Annotated in this window: 24 protein-coding genes and 1 riboswitch; of the genes, 4 read left to right on the forward strand and 20 right to left on the reverse strand. The window is 32.0% G+C overall.

The window, feature by feature from the left end; genetic code table 11:
* Positions 1-250: 250 nt before the first annotated feature.
* The 10 genes from RPL90_RS04810 to RPL90_RS04855 all read right to left on the reverse strand — a co-directional run bounded on the left by RPL90_RS04810 (position 251) and on the right by RPL90_RS04855 (position 9,351).
* Complete coding sequence (locus tag RPL90_RS04810; RefSeq protein ID WP_313546070.1) at positions 251-610, reverse strand: type II toxin-antitoxin system PemK/MazF family toxin; 360 nt, start codon at positions 608-610, stop codon at positions 251-253.
* Positions 607-777, reverse strand: a complete 171-nt coding sequence (gene mazE, locus RPL90_RS04815; protein WP_048793379.1) for a type II toxin-antitoxin system antitoxin MazE — start codon at positions 775-777, stop codon at positions 607-609. The genes RPL90_RS04810 and mazE overlap by 4 nt, the downstream gene beginning before the upstream one ends.
* Before the next feature lie 86 nt (positions 778-863).
* The gene (alr, locus tag RPL90_RS04820) at positions 864-2,012 is read right to left on the reverse strand and encodes an alanine racemase (RefSeq protein ID WP_313546076.1); all 1,149 of its coding nucleotides are present in this window, start codon (positions 2,010-2,012) and stop codon (positions 864-866) included.
* Positions 2,013-2,118: 106 nt separating this feature from the next.
* Positions 2,119-2,472, reverse strand: a complete 354-nt coding sequence (acpS, locus tag RPL90_RS04825; protein WP_313546079.1) for a holo-ACP synthase — start codon at positions 2,470-2,472, stop codon at positions 2,119-2,121.
* A gap of 28 nt (positions 2,473-2,500) precedes the next feature.
* On the reverse strand, positions 2,501-2,983 hold the full coding sequence (locus RPL90_RS04830; protein ID WP_313546082.1) for a PH domain-containing protein: 483 nt from the start codon (positions 2,981-2,983) through the stop codon (positions 2,501-2,503).
* Entirely contained in the window at positions 2,976-4,469 is a 1,494-nt protein-coding gene (locus tag RPL90_RS04835; RefSeq protein WP_313546085.1) for a PH domain-containing protein, read from the reverse strand. The genes RPL90_RS04830 and RPL90_RS04835 overlap by 8 nt, the downstream gene beginning before the upstream one ends.
* Positions 4,462-4,941 (reverse strand): PH domain-containing protein, encoded by a 480-nt coding sequence (locus RPL90_RS04840; RefSeq protein WP_313546088.1) that lies wholly within the window; start codon positions 4,939-4,941, stop codon positions 4,462-4,464. The genes RPL90_RS04835 and RPL90_RS04840 overlap by 8 nt, the downstream gene beginning before the upstream one ends.
* 162 nt (positions 4,942-5,103) lie before the next feature.
* Positions 5,104-6,609, reverse strand: coding sequence for a degradosome RNA helicase CshA (cshA, locus tag RPL90_RS04845; RefSeq protein WP_313546091.1), 1,506 nt, complete (start codon positions 6,607-6,609; stop codon positions 5,104-5,106).
* Between the two features lie 303 nt (positions 6,610-6,912).
* Positions 6,913-8,268: a UDP-N-acetylmuramoyl-tripeptide--D-alanyl-D-alanine ligase gene (locus RPL90_RS04850; protein WP_313546094.1), complete on the reverse strand. Its 1,356-nt coding sequence runs from the start codon at positions 8,266-8,268 to the stop codon at positions 6,913-6,915.
* A gap of 12 nt (positions 8,269-8,280) precedes the next feature.
* The gene (locus RPL90_RS04855; RefSeq protein ID WP_313546097.1) at positions 8,281-9,351 is read right to left on the reverse strand and encodes a D-alanine--D-alanine ligase; all 1,071 of its coding nucleotides are present in this window, start codon (positions 9,349-9,351) and stop codon (positions 8,281-8,283) included.
* A 254-nt stretch (positions 9,352-9,605) separates the two neighbouring features.
* Here RPL90_RS04855 and RPL90_RS04860 point away from each other — a divergent pair, with 254 nt between their 5' ends.
* Positions 9,606-10,823, forward strand: a complete 1,218-nt coding sequence (locus RPL90_RS04860) for an FtsW/RodA/SpoVE family cell cycle protein (RefSeq protein WP_313546100.1) — start codon at positions 9,606-9,608, stop codon at positions 10,821-10,823.
* Between the two features lie 44 nt (positions 10,824-10,867).
* Here the strand turns inward: RPL90_RS04860 and RPL90_RS04865 are convergent, their stop codons facing one another.
* Both RPL90_RS04865 and csoR read right to left on the reverse strand, forming a co-directional pair.
* A complete protein-coding gene (locus RPL90_RS04865; RefSeq protein ID WP_103295720.1) occupies positions 10,868-11,008 on the reverse strand; it encodes an Lmo0850 family protein in 141 nt (46 codons plus the stop codon).
* A gap of 354 nt (positions 11,009-11,362) precedes the next feature.
* On the reverse strand, positions 11,363-11,656 hold the full coding sequence (gene csoR / locus RPL90_RS04870) for a copper-sensing transcriptional repressor CsoR (RefSeq protein WP_313546107.1): 294 nt from the start codon (positions 11,654-11,656) through the stop codon (positions 11,363-11,365).
* Positions 11,657-11,795: 139 nt separating this feature from the next.
* Between csoR and cls the strand changes: the two genes are divergently transcribed.
* Entirely contained in the window at positions 11,796-13,280 is a 1,485-nt protein-coding gene (gene cls, locus RPL90_RS04875) for a cardiolipin synthase (RefSeq protein WP_313546110.1), read from the forward strand.
* Between the two features lie 19 nt (positions 13,281-13,299).
* Positions 13,300-13,941, forward strand: coding sequence for an HD domain-containing protein (locus RPL90_RS04880; protein WP_313546113.1), 642 nt, complete (start codon positions 13,300-13,302; stop codon positions 13,939-13,941).
* A gap of 569 nt (positions 13,942-14,510) precedes the next feature.
* On the opposite strand, the gene yidC is transcribed toward RPL90_RS04880, so the two are convergent.
* The 7 genes from yidC to RPL90_RS04915 all read right to left on the reverse strand — a co-directional run bounded on the left by yidC (position 14,511) and on the right by RPL90_RS04915 (position 20,421).
* The gene (gene yidC, locus RPL90_RS04885) at positions 14,511-15,380 is read right to left on the reverse strand and encodes a membrane protein insertase YidC (RefSeq protein WP_313546116.1); all 870 of its coding nucleotides are present in this window, start codon (positions 15,378-15,380) and stop codon (positions 14,511-14,513) included.
* A gap of 96 nt (positions 15,381-15,476) precedes the next feature.
* Positions 15,477-16,106 (reverse strand): thiamine phosphate synthase, encoded by a 630-nt coding sequence (gene thiE / locus RPL90_RS04890; protein ID WP_313546119.1) that lies wholly within the window; start codon positions 16,104-16,106, stop codon positions 15,477-15,479.
* 3 nt (positions 16,107-16,109) lie between these two features.
* The gene (gene thiM, locus RPL90_RS04895; protein ID WP_313546221.1) at positions 16,110-16,898 is read right to left on the reverse strand and encodes a hydroxyethylthiazole kinase; all 789 of its coding nucleotides are present in this window, start codon (positions 16,896-16,898) and stop codon (positions 16,110-16,112) included.
* Positions 16,891-17,715, reverse strand: coding sequence for a bifunctional hydroxymethylpyrimidine kinase/phosphomethylpyrimidine kinase (gene thiD, locus RPL90_RS04900; RefSeq protein ID WP_313546122.1), 825 nt, complete (start codon positions 17,713-17,715; stop codon positions 16,891-16,893). The genes thiM and thiD overlap by 8 nt, the downstream gene beginning before the upstream one ends.
* On the reverse strand, positions 17,708-18,397 hold the full coding sequence (tenA, locus tag RPL90_RS04905) for a thiaminase II (RefSeq protein ID WP_313546125.1): 690 nt from the start codon (positions 18,395-18,397) through the stop codon (positions 17,708-17,710). Before tenA ends, thiD begins: the two co-directional genes overlap by 8 nt.
* A 76-nt stretch (positions 18,398-18,473) precedes the next feature.
* Positions 18,474-18,571, reverse strand: a riboswitch (TPP riboswitch).
* 260 nt (positions 18,572-18,831) lie between these two features.
* Complete coding sequence (locus RPL90_RS04910; protein ID WP_313546128.1) at positions 18,832-19,593, reverse strand: transglycosylase family protein; 762 nt, start codon at positions 19,591-19,593, stop codon at positions 18,832-18,834.
* Positions 19,594-20,034: 441 nt separating this feature from the next.
* A complete protein-coding gene (locus RPL90_RS04915; protein ID WP_313546131.1) occupies positions 20,035-20,421 on the reverse strand; it encodes a single-stranded DNA-binding protein in 387 nt (128 codons plus the stop codon).
* A 189-nt stretch (positions 20,422-20,610) separates the two neighbouring features.
* On the opposite strand from RPL90_RS04915, the gene RPL90_RS04920 reads away from it, so the two are divergent.
* Positions 20,611-21,054 (forward strand): YwpF-like family protein, encoded by a 444-nt coding sequence (locus RPL90_RS04920; RefSeq protein ID WP_313546134.1) that lies wholly within the window; start codon positions 20,611-20,613, stop codon positions 21,052-21,054.
* Between the two features lie 41 nt (positions 21,055-21,095).
* On the opposite strand, the gene fabZ is transcribed toward RPL90_RS04920, so the two are convergent.
* Complete coding sequence (gene fabZ, locus RPL90_RS04925; RefSeq protein ID WP_313546137.1) at positions 21,096-21,536, reverse strand: 3-hydroxyacyl-ACP dehydratase FabZ; 441 nt, start codon at positions 21,534-21,536, stop codon at positions 21,096-21,098.
* Position 21,537 lies beyond the last annotated feature (1 nt).

A 21,537-nucleotide genomic window follows, 5' to 3' on the forward strand; every position in this document is an offset into this window, starting at 1 on the left:
CCTCCTCAACAATTATATTTATTATCGAAATTATTATAAGTAATAAGTATTTATATTATATTAAAATATATAGCGAACAAGTGAATATTAAAAACTAAAAAAGCTTTAGGAGATCCTAAAGCCTTAATTCATGGACCCTTTTGCGTTACACATTTAATATACGTATATTTTAAATGCGAATAACAAACAATAATGGCTACTCATAAATTTTGATTTCATTGTTCTACCATTTTAAATTGATAAAAGGGTTTTATTTGTGATTTCTAACATTATGTAATCCTAAACTAATATCAAGCGCATTATTGACTTCTTTCATCTTGTCATCTGATAAATACGTTAATTTTTCTTTTAGTCTCTTTTTATCTAACGTTCTGATTTGTTCAAGCAGAATAACCGAATCTTTATCCAACTTATATTTTTTCTTTTCTATTTCTACATGGGTTGGAATTTTAGCTTTATTAATCCTACCTGTAATTGCGGCCACAATTACGGTAGGACTATATTTATTCCCAGTATCATTTTGTATGATAACTACAGGTCTTACTCCCCCTTGTTCAGACCCTTGTACTGGTGATAAATCAGCTAGATATACATCTCCTCTTCTCATCAATCACTTGTATTATTTGAACTAAGATAAGATTCATTGCAATCACAAGCTTCACATTCAAAGGGAAAAGCTTCTGCTGCAAGGGAGAGATTCAAATCAGCCATTTGAGAATAGCCTTCTTTTAAAGATTGTTCTATATTATGGTTTCTACTTTGGTTAAAGCTTGACATGAATAAAACCTCCATATGACTAAAGAAATAGTTTGTTTGATTTGTGATTACACTAATAATAACAAATTTTAAAATCAGTGACTATACTATTTCAATAATTCATTGTGTATTTCTACACTTCCAGAATCATAATATACACGTGGTAATCGTCTACTTAAATTACAAAGTACTTCATAATTAATCGTTTGTTGTTGTTTCGCCAGTGTTTCTGCAGACTGAGGTGAATCTGTATGATGATCCATTAAAATAACTTTATCATTTACTTCTATATGATCAGGAATTTTAATAATTGTTTGATCCATACAAACTTTACCGACAATTCGACATTGTGTGCCATTAACATTTACGTAAGCGCCAGTCATTAATCTTGGAAAACCATCCGCATATCCTACTGGTAAGACGCCGATTCTTGTTGGTTCAGTAGCTGTATAAATACTTCCATAGCTAACAGAATCTCCTGATTGTAACATTTTAGTTTGAACAATTTCTGTTACCCATTGCGCACTTGGTTTGAGATGAACTTTAACAGTTTCTTTTACAAAAGCTGACGGATAGTAACCATATAAAGAGATACCCACACGCACAGCATTACAAAATTGTGTATCTTTCATCAACGCACCAGCTGAATTTTGAGAATGGATATATTGAGGTTTCTCAACAGATTCAACCATTTCTTCAAATAGTTGCTGTTGCTTATTCATAGAATCTCCAGGTTCATCAGCACAAGCGAAATGAGTATATACACCTTCGAATATTAAATGAGGTTGTTCATGTATCATTTCAATTGTATTTTTATACTCTTCGATCGTTTTCATGCCTAATCTACCCATGCCAGTATCTAACTTGATATGTAACCATAAATCTTTTTCATTATCATCTCTAATATGACTAATAGCAGTAGATAACCAACTTAGTGAAGGTACGGTTAATGCTACACGATGTTGAATCGCCTTATTTATTTGTTCTGCGGGAACTACGCCTAAAACTAAAATTTTCGCATTAATGCCATGCATTCTTAGCTCAATTGCTTCATCTAATGTTGCAACAGCCAAAAATTCAACACCAATTGCCATAAGTTTTTTCGCAATAGGTATACTACCTAGGCCATAACCATTCGCTTTAACTACAGGTATTACTGTTTTTTTAGGATGTATCTTTTGAAAAATTTGATAGTTTGACGCAATTTCGTTTAAGTTAACATTCACGTATGTAGATCGATAATATTTATCTGCCATGTATTATCTCCATCCTTTCACTAAGTTATTTATTTAAGCATGTATTAATTTAAGTTTATTAAAAATATATAATTTTAGCCAAAGAAGTGACTTTTAAAACAATATTTTATTTATATTCTAATATGACTTCGCTCATAGCATACTTCTCTGAATGCGTTATACTTACATGAACGATATAATCATTATGTTCAATGCAAGGCTTACCTAATTCATCATTAAAGCAATTAATGTCGTTAAAAGCTATCGTCTTCCCTAACCCGGTACCTAAAGCTTTACTAAATGCTTCTTTACAAGCAAATCTTCCCGCTAAAAATTCCACTTTACGTTTAAGGTTGCTAAAAGTATTAAATTTCTCAATTTCTTGTTCTGATAAAATTCTATTAATGAATTTTTGCTGTCTATGATATAACGTTTCTATACGTTTTATCTCAATTAAATCAATACCAATGCCATATATCATATTTATTCGACCTACAATCTTTTGGATTTTATAAAGTTTCCTGTTTATTATCCCTTATAAATTGTTTTATAATATTTGCTTCTTGCTTTGAAATTAAAATAACTTCAGTGTTCCCACCTGCAGTAGATAAATTTACATTAGCTAAATTATATTTACGCATTATAATGCCTTCCTGAATATCAACGTTTTGAATTCTAAATAAAGGAATTTTTGTTGTCGTAATAAACCATAAACCTTTACGTACAACGATTTCTTCGCCAGTTAAGATATATTTGAAAATTAAAAATTGATATCGTGGGATAATGATACTGCCTATTATTAAATTTAAAATAATAGCTACTATACCAATTATTGCAATCCACAGACATACTTTTGTGCTTAATAAGTCTAACCATAACGTATTAACAACTAGAACTACAATAAATATAGCTAATATAATAACAGATAAAATGATTGAACGTAGCGCCATAACTTTTTTACCCATTATATCCATTTGCTTAAAATCATTCATGTCGCTCACCTCGTAAATACCATTGTTTTAAACTATTAACAGTCTCGGTATTTTCATATTTTAATCCAATCTTTTGCATACCAGCTGCCTTAGCTATAACGTAATTAAAAGTTGTTAAATTGCTCCTTTTTAAAAATGGCGTTTGTGTATTTTCCATACCTAAAATTTTGTCACGTTTAAAATAACTATTTTTAATTCCAAAAATTGAAACATTATGGACTACAAGTTCTTCTTCTTCCACTTTATGACCAGCATATTTAACGTTTAACATGCCATTAATAATAAATAATAGCAACACGACACTCACAATCACAAGTGCCCATGCCGACCAAAAATAAGTAGCTATAATACCAATTACTAAAAGTGCGAAAAATTCTTTTATAAAGTAACGATGGAAACTTCTTAATGGCATGCCTTTAAGCGTTTCTTTAAATTTAAAATATGGTACTAAGTCTTTAATTATGCTAAATGCTTCCTTCCGTTTAATAAACGGTAAAACCATAACTTTGCCACTCACATTTTCATCTTCTAAGTTAACGTCCATATCACTTGTAATAATAAAATAGATTGCAGTGAAGCCAAATATTTTTCGTAAAAAAGATTGATTTTCTATAACTGCTTGTACCCTATCAGTTGGAACAGTTATATTTTGAACTTTAAATAATCCATATGAAATATTAAGTTGATTATTTTCTCGCGTTAATGTGTAATTAAAATAACGTACTATAGTAATAATTGTCCCAACAATATAACTTAAAACTAGAATGGCAAAAACTACAATAAACACAGTAACAAAAACTGTTTGCGAAAGATGTTCTATCTTATCATCTAGCGCTTTCCAAGGAATTAAATCTGAAATACTCCCAACAATAGGCATTACAGCTGCAAATGCTATACCAATAGCACCACTTGTCATCCCCATTAATAGTAAATTTTTAAAGTTTAAGTTATAGAGTTGTTGTGTCGTAGTATTGGCATTGTCAATTTTATGCGCTTCTTCATTTTGTAACGCATCATCATTTGCAACATCGTCATCTAAATCTAATTGTAGTTGTTTTATAGCTTGTTGTATAAGATGACTCTGTTTTTTTGAAACTGTATCCAACTCTATACCGTCACTTGGAGTTTTAATTTGTAATACTACGCCACCAACAAACTGATTAACGATCCCTTGTGCAGAATCAACCGATTGAATTCGACGAATATTTATTTCTTTACGTTGTTTAGTGAAAACACCAGTAGTTAATATAAAATGATCTTCTTCGATCCAATATCTTGTCTTATAAACTTTTAAAATATGTATAACAAATGAAATAACAAAGATAAACGTCACTATACCGGGATAGATGTATGAATAAGGGTTAGTAAACTCAAAATCTTTTAAGTTAAATATTAAAAAAATGAAAACAAAAATAAAGTTTTGCTTGATTACATTAATAATCCCAGAAATATATGAAATCGGGTGTAATTTTTGAGGGTTATACATCAAAATCTGCTCCTCTCAAATATGTAAGCATTGTTGTTTCAAATTTTTCAGCATCTTGCTTATGAATCAAAGGCAAATCTACAATATGACCAGCAGTATGTATTGAAGTTTTACTCAATGATAATTTATGTAATATTGGATTGGTTTTTCTATTAATCAGTTGTGTTCTTTCAAATTTAACTAATTCTGTTTTTTGAAAGAAAAATACCTTTGATATTGCCACATAATCTTCTTCAATTTTATAAAAAGTAAATTTATATTTAATCATTGGTGTCACGATAAAATATAGAATATCAAAAATCATTCCTGCCACAACGATATAATAAACCGGCTTCCACCAGTCAAAATAATCCGTCATAAAGAGTAATATTCCGGTAATTATCAGACCTACAATAAGTAGCATTCCCTCAGTGAAATAATAATATCTCAGCACACTTTTAGGACTGCGAATATAATTATTACTTTGACCCATCTTCTCAATCCTTTCGCCATATAAAATTTCACTTCATTATAACATAGTCTATATAAACAACTAACTTTTTATAAAAATTAATAATAAATAAATCATATAAAAAAATCATCTCACTTGTGTGAGATGATTAAACTTAAATTGCTATATATGATAAGTGATAACTTATTTTTGGTGGTCAGCGAAAGTACGACCTTTCATCGACTTTTTGTTGTCTTTTCTGTCTGAAGTTCTATCTTTTTTACCTTTTTTGTTAAATGCTGGTTTGCCACGGCGACCTTTATTATCAAACTTGTTACCACGTTTATTGTTATTATTACGACGCGGTCCTTTAGAAGGACGACCTTTTTTAGCTAACGGTTTTTCAAATGTAAGTTGTACTTCAACTTCATCGTTTGCTTCTACTAATTCTTGTAATAATGAAGCAACTAATTCTACATCATTGTATTCTTCTAACAGTTGACCAGCGATGCGTTGTAATCTTGGTTCATTATCTTTAGACATCCAATTTTGTACTTTTTCTTTAATGTCATTTTCACGTGCTTTTAATACTTCTTTACGATGTGGTGGACGTAAAGCATTCATTTGACGGTTATTCGCTTGTTCAATTTGACGAATATAATCCATTTCAATTGGGTTGACGAAAGTAACAGCTATACCTTCTTTACCTGCACGACCTGTACGCCCAATTCTGTGCGTATAACTTTCAGTATCTTGAGGAATATCAAAGTTGTAAACATGACTTACGCCAGAAATATCTAATCCACGAGCAGCAACGTCTGTAGCTACTAAAATATCGATTTGATCATTTTTAAATTTTTTCAAGACTTCTAATCGTTTAGCTTGAGTGATATCACCATGTAACCCCTCGGCTTTATAACCTTTAGATAATAACGCACTTGTTAATTCATCGACACGACGTTTTGTTCTACCGAATACGATAGCTAACTCTGGTTGGTGTACATCCAAGAAGTTAGTAAATGTATCAAATTTTTCTAATTCTTTAACAATCGTATAATATTCATCAATTTGTGGATTTGACATTTTGTTATCCATTGTTTTGACAATCTCAGGTGAGTTCATAAATTGTTGAACAAGATTTTGTATCGCTTTAGGCATCGTAGCTGAGAATAACATCGTTTGACGTTGTTCTGCTGGAATTTTATCCATAATAAATCTCATATCATCTATAAAGCCCATGTTCATCATTTCATCTGCTTCGTCTAAGATTAAAGTATGGATCCCGGTAGTTTTTAAAGTACGACGGTTTAAATGGTCGATAACACGTCCTGGAGTACCAACCACGATTTGAGGTCCTTTTTTCAACGCTTTAATTTGACGATCAATTGGCATGCCGCCAAAAATAGTAACTACTTGTACTTTTTGATCTTTACTAAACTCTTTTAACTGTTCAGCAACTTGCATCGCTAGTTCTCTAGTAGGTGCTAAGATTAAAGATTGAACGCCTTCTTTATCTACTACTTTTTCTATTAAAGGAATACCAAAGGCACCTGTTTTACCAGTACCTGTTTGAGCTTGTCCTAATACGTCTCTACCTGCTAAGGCAAGTGGAATACTATCCTTTTGAATTGGTGTGGCTTCTGTAAACCCCATTGATTCTAGGGTTTCTACTGTTTTAGCCGATATCCCTAATTCTTTAAAATTTTGCAATATAATTCTCCTTTATACTTCTATATTTCTCTTCATATATGTTCATTTAAGTTTCTTCAACTTCTTAATAGTACCACCTCCACAATATAATCGCAATAAAGCAAAATTACATAAGTTTAATTAATTTGATATTATCCGTTTTTCAAAATATTAATTTAATATTGCAGTTGTTGGATTGTAAGCGGTTAATTTTCCATTCATATTTCTCATTTAATTTGTTAAATATTTTTTTAAAGTTTCGATATTCTGATATGTACTAAAATAAAAAACCACAACAGAATATAAATTCCATTGTGGTTATAATTAAATTAAAGCGTCTACGACTTCTTCTAACTTCATACCTCTAGAGCCTTTAATTAAAATTTTATCGTCTTGTTGTGCTTTTTCTTTAATTTCATTGATTAATTGTGATTTATCGTTGTAATGTACTGCTTGAGTTACTAAGTTCTGTCCTGCTTCATTAATATATGAAGCTTCAGTACCGTATGTCAGTAAAACATCAATACCTTTGTTTGCTAAGTAGTAACCTACTTCTTGATGCATTTTTTTACTGTCTTGACCTAATTCCAAAACATCACCTAAAACGAGTATTTTTCTGCCTGTCATATTAGCTAAAGTGTCAATTGCAGCTTTCATACTTGTTGGACTTGCGTTATAAGCATCATTTATAACGACTAAACCTTCGTCAGTAACATGTTGTTCCATACGCATACCGGTTAATTTAACTTGTTTTAAATTTTGATAGATCGTTTCATAATCTAAGTTTAATCGTTTACCTACTGCTATCGCTATTGCAGCATTTTTCATATTGTGCGTCCCTAAAATTGGTAACACGTAATGTTCTGACTCATTAATTGAAAATGCAATTCCTTCAGTCGCAAAGTCGTCAATTTCACAAACGTACGTATTATCGCTATTTAAGCCAATACTTGTAAGTTTTACATTTTTCAATTGTTCTACATGTGGCTTTAATAATGGCTCATCACCATCATATATAAATAATCCTTCATTTTTTAAGCCTAACGTAATTTCAAACTTAGCCTGAGCAATACCTTCTCTAGAACCTAAATCTTGCATATGAGATTCACCTATATTAGTAATTACCGCAATATCAGGTTCAGCAATTTTTGATAAGAGTTCAATTTCATGGAATCCCGACATGCCCATTTCAAGAATAGAGATTTCAGTATCATGATCTAATTGTAATATCGTTAGTGGCATGCCAATTTCATTATTGTAATTACCGAGTGTTTTTTTAACTTTAAATTGAGGCTTTAATACACTTTCGATCATATCTTTAGTGGTTGTCTTGCCATTAGATCCAGTAACTGCAATTACTTGTGGATTCACGAAACGCAAATAAGCTTGTGCTAATTGTTGTAAAGCATTTAATGTATCATCAACCCAAATTATTGGCCCGGCAATCGTTTCATCTATTGTTTCGCCTTTTTGATAAAAACTTGCACCTGCACCATCATTTAAAGCTTGTTTCACAAATTTGTGGCCGTCAACGTTGCCCCCTTTAAAAGGAATAAACAACATTTTGCTATCTATTTGTCGTGAGTCTATTGTCACGCCTGCAATAGACTGATTTAAAAATCGTTCGTCAATTTCACAATCAATCCATTCATGAATTTGTTTTAATGTTACTTCGATCATAAATTATTCGCCTCAATTAATACTGTATTTATTTTTCTTCTTATCTTCATGCTTCTCTTTAGCTAACTCAATTAATTTTTTTATTAAGTCAGCGTATGATAGCCCCATATTTTCCCATAAGCTAGGGTACATACTATACGCAGTAAATCCAGGCATAGCATTTGTTTCATTAATAAAGATTTGATTATCTTCTGTAACAAAGAAATCAGCTCGTAATAAACCTGAACAGTCTGTTGCTTTGAAAGCTTCTATTGCCATATTTCTTAAAGTCATTTGTACTTCTTCATCTAAATCGGCTGGTATATCCAGACTGATTTTACCATCTTTATATTTTGATTTGTAATCATAAAAAGCTACATCTTTTATAACTTCACCTGGTAATGTTGTTTCAGGATAGTCATTACCTAGTACAGCGACTTCTATTTCGCGCGCATTAATACCTTGTTCGATAACAAGTTTACGGTCAAATTGGAAAGCTTCTTCGATACCTTGTTTTAATTCTTCTTCATTATTACATTTACTAATACCAACGCTTGAACCTAAGTTAGCTGGTTTAACAAATACTGGATATTCTAATTTGTCATGTACTAATTTTAAGATATTACCTTCATATTTTTGGTATTCACTTCTTAAAAAGCTAACATATGGTAATTGAGGCAATCCTCTATGTGCAAATAGTTGCTTCATAACTAATTTATCCATTGTACTTGATGCGGCTAATACACCATTACCAACGTATGGTAAGTCTAATACTTCAAATAAACCTTGCATCGTACCGTCTTCTCCGTTTGGCCCATGTAACAAAGGAAAGACTGCACTATATGGTTGTTGGCCTGCTTCTGTTGATAGTAAACGAGATATATCACCCGCTTCAACATCATTTAATCTCAAGAAATCATTGTCCGAAATTTCATTTACGATGTCTGTTTTCTTTTTCCATTGCCCATCATTTGTTATATAAATGATATCTATACGATATGTATCCTTATCAATCGCATTGAGTACGTTTTGAGCAGTTAGAATTGACACGTCATGTTCGGCACTTTTACCTCCATATAAAATACAAATATTTTCTTTAGCCATCTCTTTTGCCTCCAAATATTATTATTAAACTACATCATATCACGATTATATATATCTTTGCATCGATTATGTTAATAGGTTGTTTTAAATTTTAATAAAGTATTTTTAAAAAATTTCTAAACAACAAGAAATATAGTCATGTTTCTTACTAATTTTATTCAAACTTAACTAGTATTGTTCTAGCAATATAATAGAAAGTTCGGTAAAATCAAACTATAATACATAAAATTAGATTTTATTTTAAGGAGTATGCAATGAGTAATTCACGTCGTTCAAAAGAACACAGTTGGATGCGACGCGTCGATTGGATTTTAGTTGGCGTTATCGTATTATTAGCTATAATTAGTGTGAGTATAATACATTCTGCTATGGGTGGCGGTCAATATAGCGCAAACTTTAGTGAAAGACAAATATTTTATTATGTGTTAGGTGCCATAATTGCCGGCTTAATAATGATTGTCTCTCCTAAAAAACTAATTAAATACAGTTATTTATTGTACTTTATATTATGTTTTGCTTTATTTGTCTTAATCATCATTCCAGAAACACCTTTTACTCCTATAATTAATGGTGCCAAAAGTTGGTATAAACTAGGTCCAATTAGTGTCCAACCTTCTGAATTTATGAAAATAGTTTTGATATTAGCACTAGCGAAATTAGTAATGAAACATAATAAGTTTACTTTTAACAAATCACTCGAAACAGATTTAAAATTATTATTCAAAATTATTGGTATGTCATTTTTACCAATGGCACTCATTTTGTTACAAAATGACTTAGGTACTACATTAGTACTTTGTGCAATTATAGTTGGTGTCATTATAGTCAGTGGTATTACTTGGAAATTGCTAGCACCACTCTTTTTAATCATTATTGCTATTGCTTCAAGTATTTTATTGACTATGATTTATAAACCTTCATTAATAGAAGATTTATTAGGTGTTAAAACCTATCAATTAGGAAGAATTAGTTCTTGGTTAGATCCTTATACATATAGTAGTGGAGATGGATATCATTTAACTGAATCATTAAAAGCGATTGGTTCGGGGCAACTGTTAGGTAAAGGATTTAATCACGGTGAAGTCTACATTCCAGAAAACCATACTGACTTTATTTTTTCAGTCATAGGCGAAGAATTTGGTTTTATAGGTTCGGTTATTCTATTGCTTATTTTCTTAGGTTTAATCTTCCATTTAGTGCGTCTAGCGACAATTGATCACAGTCCATTCAATAAGATTTTTCTTATTGGCTATGTTTCATTGTTATTATTCCATATTTTACAAAATATCGGTATGACTATTCAGTTACTACCAATTACTGGTATACCTTTACCATTTATAAGTTATGGTGGTAGTTCGTTGTGGAGTTTAATGTGTGGCATTGGTGTTTGTCTATCCATCTATTATCACCAACCAAAGCGCTTTAACGACAATGTGGCTACTACATCATTACGACAATCAACGTCAAATTAATAGGCAACAAAAAAGGACTTAGCACTTCGCTAGGTCCTTTTTAACTATTTCAGTTCGTTAGTGGTTTTCACAGTAGTTGGTAAAGTATGCATAACTTCAAATCTTGATTTAGTTTTCTTTATGTTCACCCCTAATGATGATAATAGCTTAACTACGTTTTGTAATTTGTCGTTGTTCTTATTCATATCATCACTCCTGACTGTATGGCTTCTACTTCATCATACCCTATTTTAATATATGTTACTACACCAAATTGCAATTTTTTTCATTTTTATGAATATTTTTTACAATGCGTTTATTTTTATATAAGTTATTCAATGTTTTAATAGATTAATGTATAACCACTATCATAAAGTTTTTTTCTATATTATTAAAATTACCGGACGTAATTAACGTGACTTGAATAGAACTATTTTGACTATCAACATGCGCTTGATGAACTCTCATTGTATATAATAAATCTTTTGGTTAACGCTTCTACCTATTGAGTCGTATTTAGATCTAACACTAAATTAATTTCTTCCATAATATAATCTCTATTAGTCTTTCATTAATTTCTGAAACGTAACTAGCAATTCTTCCATTGCCGCTTCATTGTCGCCATTATCGATCTTTTCCATTATACAACTTTTCATATGATGATCTAACAGTTTTGTAGCTACACTATTCAATGCTGAACGTGTGGCTCTAATTTGTGTTAATACATCATCACAATATACGTCTTCATCAATCATACGATTAATCGCTTTTACTTGGCCCTCAATGCGATTTAAACGTGATTTTAAATTATTTTTAGTCTGCGTAGAATGATGGGCTTGAGATGCTTCAGTCATAAATACCCTCTCCTATTATATATTTAAGCTTATCGTATACCCATTATGGGTATGAGTCAAATGATAAAATTTTTATCTCATGTTACAATAGCAAAGACTTTGTACGATTTAAATGTGATGTTGTTTTGGAGGAATATATATGATGGAAACGTGGTCAATCGGACTTCATCATTCAAATGTCGTGTTGAACATTATATTTATTAGTGCATTTGCTTTAAATTTAATATTTGCTTTTACAATTATATTTTTGGAGAGACGGACTGCTGGAGCTATTTGGGCTTGGCTTTTAGTGCTTGTTTTACTGCCTTTATTGGGCTTCGTCTTGTATTTATTATTTGGCCGACAAATTCAACGTAATCATATATTTAAAATAGATGAAAAAGATAAAATCGGCATTCAAATGATAGTCAATGAACAGTTAGAAGCATTAAAAAATGATAATTTTTCAAAGGGAAATCATCAAATTGTTAAATTTAAAGATATGGTGCAAATGCTTCTTTATAATAATGCTGCCTTTTTAACGACAGATAATGATGTAACGATTTATACAGATGGTAGAAAGAAATTCGATGCACTACTTGAGGATATTCATAACGCTAAAGATTATATACATATTCAGTATTATATCTTTCGTCATGATAATTTAGGTAAACGTATTTTAGCTGCATTGGAACAAAAACTAGATGACGGTTTAGAAGTCAAAATGCTATATGATGATATGGGTTCGAGATCATTATCAATTAAAGACTTTAAATCATTTCGTCAAAAAGGTGGTAAAGTAGAGGCTTTCTTCCCTTCTAAACTACCTTTAATAAATTTAAGAATGAATAATCGTAACCATAGAAAAATTGTCGTTATTGACGGTAAGATTGGTTATGTTGGAGGCTTTAATGTTGGTGACGAATATTTAGGGCTTAAAAAGAAATTCGGCTATTGGAGAGACACGCACTTGCGCATTGTAGGTGATGCAGTGAACGCGCTCCAATTACGCTATATGCTCGACTGGAATGCACAAGCCACACGTTCTAACTTAAGTTACCAAGACCGTTATTTTCCAGATGTCAATTATGATGGTAACATCGGTATACAAATAGCGTCGAGTGGACCAGATGAAGAATGGGAACAAATTAAATATGGCTATTTAAAAATGATTTCCTCAGCTAAAAAGAGTATTTTTATACAATCGCCATATTTCATTCCAGATCAAGCCTTTTTAGATGCGGTAAAAATAGCTGCACTAGGTGGAGTAAATGTAAATATAATGATTCCTGATAAACCGGACCACCCCTTTGTTTACTGGGCGACTTATAACAACGTAGCAAGTTTATTAGATGCCGGTGTCAATATTTTCCAATATAGAGACGGCTTTTTACATTCTAAATGTGTCATTATTGATGATGAAGTTGCTAGTGTAGGTACAACTAATATGGATCATCGAAGTTTTACATTAAATTTTGAAATTAATGCCTTTATTTACGATACTGCAGTCGCAAAACAATTACGTGGAGAATTCGAAAAAGACCTTTTAGTATCATATAGACTAACTAAAGAACTTTATGAACAACGTAGTTTATGGATTAAGTTCAAAGAGGGTATAGCTAGATTATTATCTCCGATTTTATAAATGTTAGAGGTGAAATTAGATGAATCAACAAGAACAACTGGATAACACACGCATTTTCATGACTAACTTTCATAAAAATGATTATTCGGGACATGATATTGCACATATTAATAGGGTTGAACGTTTAGCATTATATATAGCTGAACAAGAGCAACCTGTTAATACCTTCATCATAAATATGGCAAGTCTTCTACATGATACGGTTGATTCAAAATTAACAAATAACGCAGAAGCAACTAATAAACTTCGTACGTTCCTATCATCAATACAAATTAACAATAATGACAGTGAAGCTATTCTTCACATCATCAATAATATGAGCTATAGTCATGCTAAAGTTCATCATACAGCGTTATCAAAAGAGGGACAAATCGTTCGTGATGCCGATCGATTAGATGCATTAGGTGCTATCGGTATTGCACGCACCTTTCAATTTGCAGGTGCTTATGATGAACCTATGTGGCGTGACGAAATAGACTATGCGTCATTAACTAATGGCAATTATAGCGTAGCCAATTTATCACCTTCTGCTATTAAGCATTTTTATGAAAAGCTATTTAATTTAAAAGAATTAATGCATACTGAAACTGCTTATGCTATAGCTAAAAAACGACACGAATTCATGCAACAATTCGTACACCAATTTTTCGAAGAATGGTAACTTAAGCTATAGCGTATACAAAAAGAACTGGGACATAAATCCAAAAATAGCACGCAGCTCATTCAATTCATCTGCGTGCTTCTGTTTTATTCAATACTTCGTATTGACGGCTCGCTTTCTTAGGGAATAACTTCAGCCTATAGTCTTCAGCTTGTCCTGTTCCCTTAAGCGTCTTATCAAAATACCTCTCATTCATATGAAATCAAATTCAAAGTCGAACAGAAAATAATGAGAAATCTATAACTGGGAATATCTCAAAGCCCAGTTCATTCAAAAGCTTTGGATTCAGAAACAACAACACTCTACAAGCAAAAAATTGTTGTAGTGACAGTTTTGTGTTTTACGAAAGAATGTTAGCTTTCACTCGAATGTCGATTCAAGACTTAAATAAAGTCAACAGAGAACTGGATTTTGAATTATTAGCACTTAATATAAGAATAGCCGTGGCTTAACGTGCTGTGCTCATTGTAATCAAAACAATAATGAAAAAGGCAATTTCTATATTATTTCAATAGAAATTGCCTTTTTTCATTTGTCCAAGAACTTTACGTTCTAAGCTCTTAGTTTAATTATTTTTTCTTACCTTTTTTAGATACAACTTGTGTATTTTTCGCTTTGCTGCCGTCACCATTTTTATCTTTGTTCATTGCTTCTATCATTGGAGCAACTTCTCTTTTGGCAACTCTTGAATAGTACATGTTCGCAAAATGCGTTTGTATAATCAAGAATGCGGCACTGACTGACCAATATAGGCCAAGTGCTGAAGCAGAACTTAATGAAATCCATACGATCATGATTGGAGAAATAACCATCATCATGTAACCCATTTGACGTTGTTCATTTGGCATACTTAAGCTTGATACATAAGCTTGTAGGAAATATAACACACCAGCTATAATTGTGATCCAAATGTCTGGTTTTGATAAGTCAAACCAGAGGAAATTCGGATGATCAGTAAATCCACCATTTGATGGGAATTTCAAGACGAAATATAAGCCCATAATGACTGGCATTTGAATTAATACTGGTAAACAACCCAACATACTCTTCATAGGGTTCATATCATATTTTTTATAAACTTCCATCATTTCTTGATTGGCAGCCATTTTTTCTTCTTGCGTACGAGAACGTTTAACCTTCTCTTGAACCGCATCAATATCCGGTTTAGCCACCTTCATTTTTTCACGCATCATATGACTATTTCTATAATTTGATAACATGAATGGTAATAAAACTAAACGTATAGCAATAACAATTACAACAATTGCTAGTCCATAGTCGTTATTAAAACTAGTCCCTAACCAATGTATTAATTTATCCATTGGTTCAACAAATGTATTGAAGAAGAAACCATTTCTGTTGCTCGGTTTAGAGTAGTCACATCCTGCTAGAAAGACCATTACTCCCAAAAGTAAAGGTAATAGCGCTTTTTTCTTCATTTTTCCACCTCTAATGATATATTCACACAAAAATCATTTTATCATATTAGTGTACAAGTGAAAATCAAAAACATAATATTTTCACTTTTAATCAATCTATTGTAAAAAATGGTGGACTGTTGATGTTATATTATCACTTTGCGCGATTGCCGAAATCACTGATACACCATTAGCTTTAGCTTGTAAAACTTCTTTATAGTTAGCTAACGAAATGCCCCCAATACCTACTATTGGGAAATCATGCAGTTTTTTTCGAAGTTGCGTAATCATTTCGGGACCTACGGGAGCATTCGCGTCATCTTTTGAAGCAGTCGGAAACATTGGTCCTACTCCAATATAGTCAACATGTGCTAAATTAGAATTATGATACTCTTCAATATTACCTACACTCAAACCAATTATTTTATGTCGAAATTGCTGTGCAAAATGTTCCACGTCTTCATCATCTTGTCCAACATGAATACCATCAGCATTAATAGCTTTTGCTAGTGAAACGTCATCATTTACTATAAATGGAACATTATAGGAATGACATAATTCTTTTAGTTTTATAGCTAGTAATTCTTTATCCTTACCACTAAATGACCCTTTACCTTTTTCTCTAAATTGAAACATTGTGATACCTGCAGCTAAAGCCTCTTTTACTACGTCCACGATGTTGCGTTCATCACTTATATCTTGGGTACCACAAATGAAATATAGTCTTAAATCATCTGGTTGGAACATTATTTACACCTCTTCTAATTGTCTTAACTGCATATATTCGGAGTGTTCAATCGAATATAACTTATCTACAAAGCGTGTTAAAAATGATCCGGGGCCTTGTGATGAAGTTTCACCCTCTGCTTGTTCTGCAGCTATATTAAAAATTGAGACAGCTTCAATTACATATTCAATAGATGGCGTTAAATTACGATTTAAAAAGCTAGCTATAACGCCACCTAATAGACAACCCGCACCTGTTATTTTAGTTAACATCTGTGAGCCATTAGATAATTTTATAATTTTGTCTTTTTGCGCAATAATGTCTTCTTTACCTGTAATTACGATTGTTGTATTAAATTTTTTCTGAGCACGTCGGGCAATATCGATAACATCTAAGTTTTCTGCACTATCTGTACCTTTCATCGTAGCATCATCATCTATTAAAGCTAAAATCTCAGAAGCATTACCTTTAATAACAGTTACATCTACTTCTGCTAAAAATTGATGACAAAATGTTTTTCTAAACTGAGAAGCGCCTACTGCTACTGGATCAAAAACGATTGGTACACCTGATTTATTAGCTGTTTGTGCGATTTTCAACATATCTTGACTTTGAGACTTGTTAAGCGTCCCAATATTAATTAATAATGCTGATGCGACTTTAAAAAAATCTTTTGCTTCTTCAGGGGCTTCACTCATAGCCGGACTAGCGCCTAAACTCAATAATCCGTTAGCAGTAAAATTTTTCACTACATCATTCGTATAACACACAACTAAAGGATTTTGTTGACGAATCGTTGCTAAATTATTCATCATCTAATCCCTCCTTTTTCATATAAGCGAAATGGTTCACTGGACCACGACCTTGACCTATTTCAGGCGTATATTGAATTGCTAGTGCTATAAATTTCTTAGCCTTTTGTACCGCTTCATATATTGATTTACCTTTTGCTAATTCAGCAGTAATGACGGCAGAAAATGTACAACCTGTACCATGAGTGTGTGGCGTGTCATATCTTGGCTCGGTAAATGTGTAAACTTCATCTTTTATAAATAAATAATCTGTTGAATTTTCTTTGTCATCATTAGCATGACCACCTTTAATTACAACGCCTTTACTACCAATTTCATTTATAAAAATATGTCCAGCTTTGTATACATCATTTTCATTATTAATTGTGAGTCCCGTAATTTCTTCAGCCTCAGGAATATTAGGCGTAGCTACAGTAGCAAGTGGTAATAAAATAGACTTCAAATTGTTTTTACCTTCGTCATCCATAAGTGAATCACCACTTTTAGCGAGCATAACTGGATCAATAACATACGGTATTTCTGGATATTTAGCTATATATGATTGAATAAGTTCCATCATTTCTTTAGATGCAATCATACCTGTTTTTAATGCATGCGGTAATTCGTCATCATATACACTATCTAACTGTTCTTCCAACCATTGTGGATCTAAATTATGAATGTGTTGAACACCTTTTGTATTTTGCGCCACGATACTTGTTATAGCAGCCATGCCATAGACACCACAAGCATGAAAAGATTTTAAATCTGCCATAACGCCAGCTCCGCCTGATGGGTCAGTTCCTGCAATTGTTAGTGCTATTTTAGGTTTATTCATTATTATTTCCTCCAAAGTCCCATGATTCTTGTACATAAGCCATGTTGAAAAAGTTTTGTTCATGCACTGTACTTTGTAAATAGCTCTCTTTAATCGCTTCGCGCTCTTGTTGTGAAATATTTGCAGTTAGTTTATCTAATAATTTATCGAAAACATTTACTAGTTCTTCCATTTCTGTACTATAAAATTCGAACCATTTAGCTAAAACACAGTCTTTATTTAAAGCATCATCTTTTATAGCTTTGCGCGCGATATATTGGTAAACATATGGACAAGGTGCCATCGCTGCTATCGTATGCGCAGCATTTTCTTTGCTAAAAGCATTATAATACATATGTTTTATATAATGGTCTCCACTCGGTGGCCATACTTTTTCTTGGACAATGTCATTATAATCTTCACCTATATAATTTGCTATTATTTCATGCGCTTCAACTTCACCATCTACAATAAATTGAATTTGTTCTACCAAAAATTTAACGTCTCCCATTGTAGAAACTTTTGGAATAAGTAAAGCGTAGATATTGGCAAACTCTTTTAAATAAGACGCGTCAGCTCTTAAATAAAATCTTGCTGCTTCTGGTGATAAATCACCGGCAAGCATATGTTGAATGAAGTTATCATTATAAATTTTTTCTAATATAGGTTGTGCTGCCGTTCTTATATCTTGTGAAAATGTCATTGTGAAATTCCCTCCTAATAAAAAAACTACATTCCTTGTAAGAATGTAGTACTAGCTAGGCATAATTAATAAATTAAGCGCAAGTAGACTACTTTCCTACGTTGGTACTAACCAAATCAGGTCGTAAGGGTCTGAATTACATCATCTCAGCCATAGGCTCCCCTAGTAGTTTTACTATAATGTTTTCTTATTAAAGATAACAAATCCCGTTGCAATTTGCAAAAGCATAAGAAAAATGGAGCGTAACAACAATCTGATTTGTATAAGAAGATTTAGTCGTCCCGTCCGGCAAAAATGACTAGAGGTGCAAATGTTTAATACAGTTAAAATTTCAGTTCAGTCATCTTCTGTCAATATAAAAATAGAGTCTGGGGATAATAGCATATCCCAGACTCTATTTAAATTGATATTATATTACATAATTTATAACTAAATTATGCAGTTACCCATTGTGAAGCACCTTCAGTGTTGTATAATTTCACTGCTGCTTTATCTTGTACTGATTCTGGTGCTGATGAAGCTGGTTTACCTTTATATTGTTCAGGTGCTACTGAATCCCATGTAGTTTGTAAGAATTGATATTTACCTGATGCACCAGTTGATGCATTTGTAGCATGGATGTCGCCACCTGATTCACGTTGAGCAATTTGTTTTAAGTGACTGTTAACGTTTACTGAAGAACCGCTGTCTTCACTTGAACTTGAATCATTTGAACTTGAAGTAGATTCTTGTTGTGGTTGTTGAGTTGATTCAGTTTGTGGTGCTTGTTGTTGTTTAGGTTGCTCTTGAGTTTGAGTGCTTTGTTGAGACTGTTCTTGTTGTTTAGGTTGTTCTTGAGTTTGAGCATTTTGTTGAGATTGTTCTTGTTGTTTAGGTTGCTCTTGAGTTTGAGCATCTTGTTGAGGTTGTTCTTGTTGAGCATTAGCTGTTTGATTACCATATCCATTATAACTCCAAGACCAGTTTTGGCCATTTGAAGAAAATTGATAGTTAGTATTATCTTGATCAAAGTTAATATTATATGAACCTTCTTGAACTGGTTTTGCATTTAATTCAGAAGGGTTATTTTGTGCTAGTTGTGCTAAGTGCGCATGGTCAGCTCCAGTAGTTTCTGCTGCATTTGCATGATGTCCTGTTGCTAATCCTGTTACGCCTAATCCTACTGCTATAGTTGAAGTTAGTAATGTTTTTTTCATAATTTAAAAAATCCTCCTATAAGGTCATTAGTTTTATCATTAATTTGCAGTTACCAATGTAACATCTATAAAAAGACTGTAGGTTACAGTGAAATAAAAAAAATCGGCATTTTTTTACAACACAATTACATTAAATACCGGCTAATTAAAAACTTTTAAAATTAATTTTTTCGTTCATGCCAGTTTTGAAAATTTGTCATGTAACTTTTTTTATGTAATACATATGTAATAAGTCAGATTTTTCTGATTAACTATTAGGGTAAATTTTTAATTTATAAAGCCAAATAAGCTATTGCTATATCTATTAATAGAGATATGCAATAGCCGTTAACAAGTATAATTAAAAATAGGATTGATAAGTTTAATATGATGGTTAATAAAAATGGTGGTTAGTTGATTAATGTGATTGAAAGTGAGGATAATTCATTTAAGTTAAATAGATTAATTCAAGGAGAATGTTAAATCAGTAGCGTCTTGATCGCATCGTTCTATAAGTTGATTTTGCTGTTGTTTAACTTTTGAAGACATAAATTTGATTGTATCGATGATGATTTCAGTAACGAAATGCATTTGCCCATCTTTTTCATATTTAGAAGAGCGCATATGACCAGTTACACCTACAAGTGCACCTTTTGATAAGTAACGGTGGATATTTTTAGCATTATTTCCAAAAGCTTTACAAAATAAAAAATCACAATTTTGCTGTTGCTCATTGCGCTTAATTGGTCTATCTATTGCGAGACATAATGTGACGTAGTCTGTGTCGTCTTTACTATAAAACTGTGGATCTTTAGTTAGTCGTCCGACGACAACTATATTATTTATCATAGTTCACCTCCTTGTTAGCTATATCATAATTGGGTTCATCAATATCGTCAAAAGTCAGTATTGTTTAAATTAAGGAAAAATGATTTACTATATTTTATAAAAATTGGCTTCTCAAATTGAATTTACGTTATAATAACAACATAATCTTATTTATTGTAAAAGTTAAATTTCTTTAATGGATGTGAGGCAATGAAAACATTTAAAGCTGTTAGATTTCAAATCGTTTCAGAAAATGGTGGGGTAACTGAATATGAATTGGAAGATGGTGTAATCATTAATAAAGAAAGTAGCGGTACTGGATGGCTGTTGGAACTTGTCATTCCAGATTATCATTATGACACTATGAAATCATATATGGATAATGAAACTTTGTTAGATATTCGTGTGGTCATTACCCGCCCTTCAAATGACCCAGCTTTATTTGATGCGACTATTAAACACATCACGAAATTAAATGGATCAATTTCGGTCGTTTTTGAGTGCCATATTTATACTTTAAGACAAGTTTATGCCGAAAGCTTATTAGAACAACTTGTAGATGAAGGATTATCAGGAGATGAATTAAAAACTTCTTTCAATAGGTTAATGCAATCTAAACCTCGCCTAAAAGATGAAAAAACAGATAAACATTAAATAAAAAGCGCTTAACTTTTGAATAAGTTAAGCGCTTTTTATTATTTTGCATCTTGTAAAGCAAATGTTAACTCGCAACTGCATGCTACTTGTCCATCTACAGTAGCTTTGGCATTTCCTTTACCAATAGGCCCTTTAATTTTAGTAATTTCTACTTCTAAAGTTAGAGTATCTCCTGGTACGACTTGGCGTTTAAAACGGCATTTATCAATACCTGCAAAAAGCGCAAGTTTACCTTTATTTTCTTCGTTATTTAGCATTGCAACAGCACCAGTTTGCGCTAATGCTTCTGTGATTAGTACGCCGGGCATTACCGCATATTCAGGAAAATGACCTTGGAAAAATGGTTCGTTACCTGATACTTGTTTAATACCAACGCAACGTTTACCTTCTTCATATTCTACCACTTTATCAATTAATAAAAATGGTTGTCTATGTGGGATGATTTGCTTAATTTGATTATAATCGAAAATAGTTTCCATT

Source organism: Staphylococcus kloosii, from assembly GCF_032139365.1.
In the GTDB taxonomy this organism is placed as follows: Bacteria; Bacillota; Bacilli; order Staphylococcales; family Staphylococcaceae; genus Staphylococcus; species Staphylococcus kloosii_A.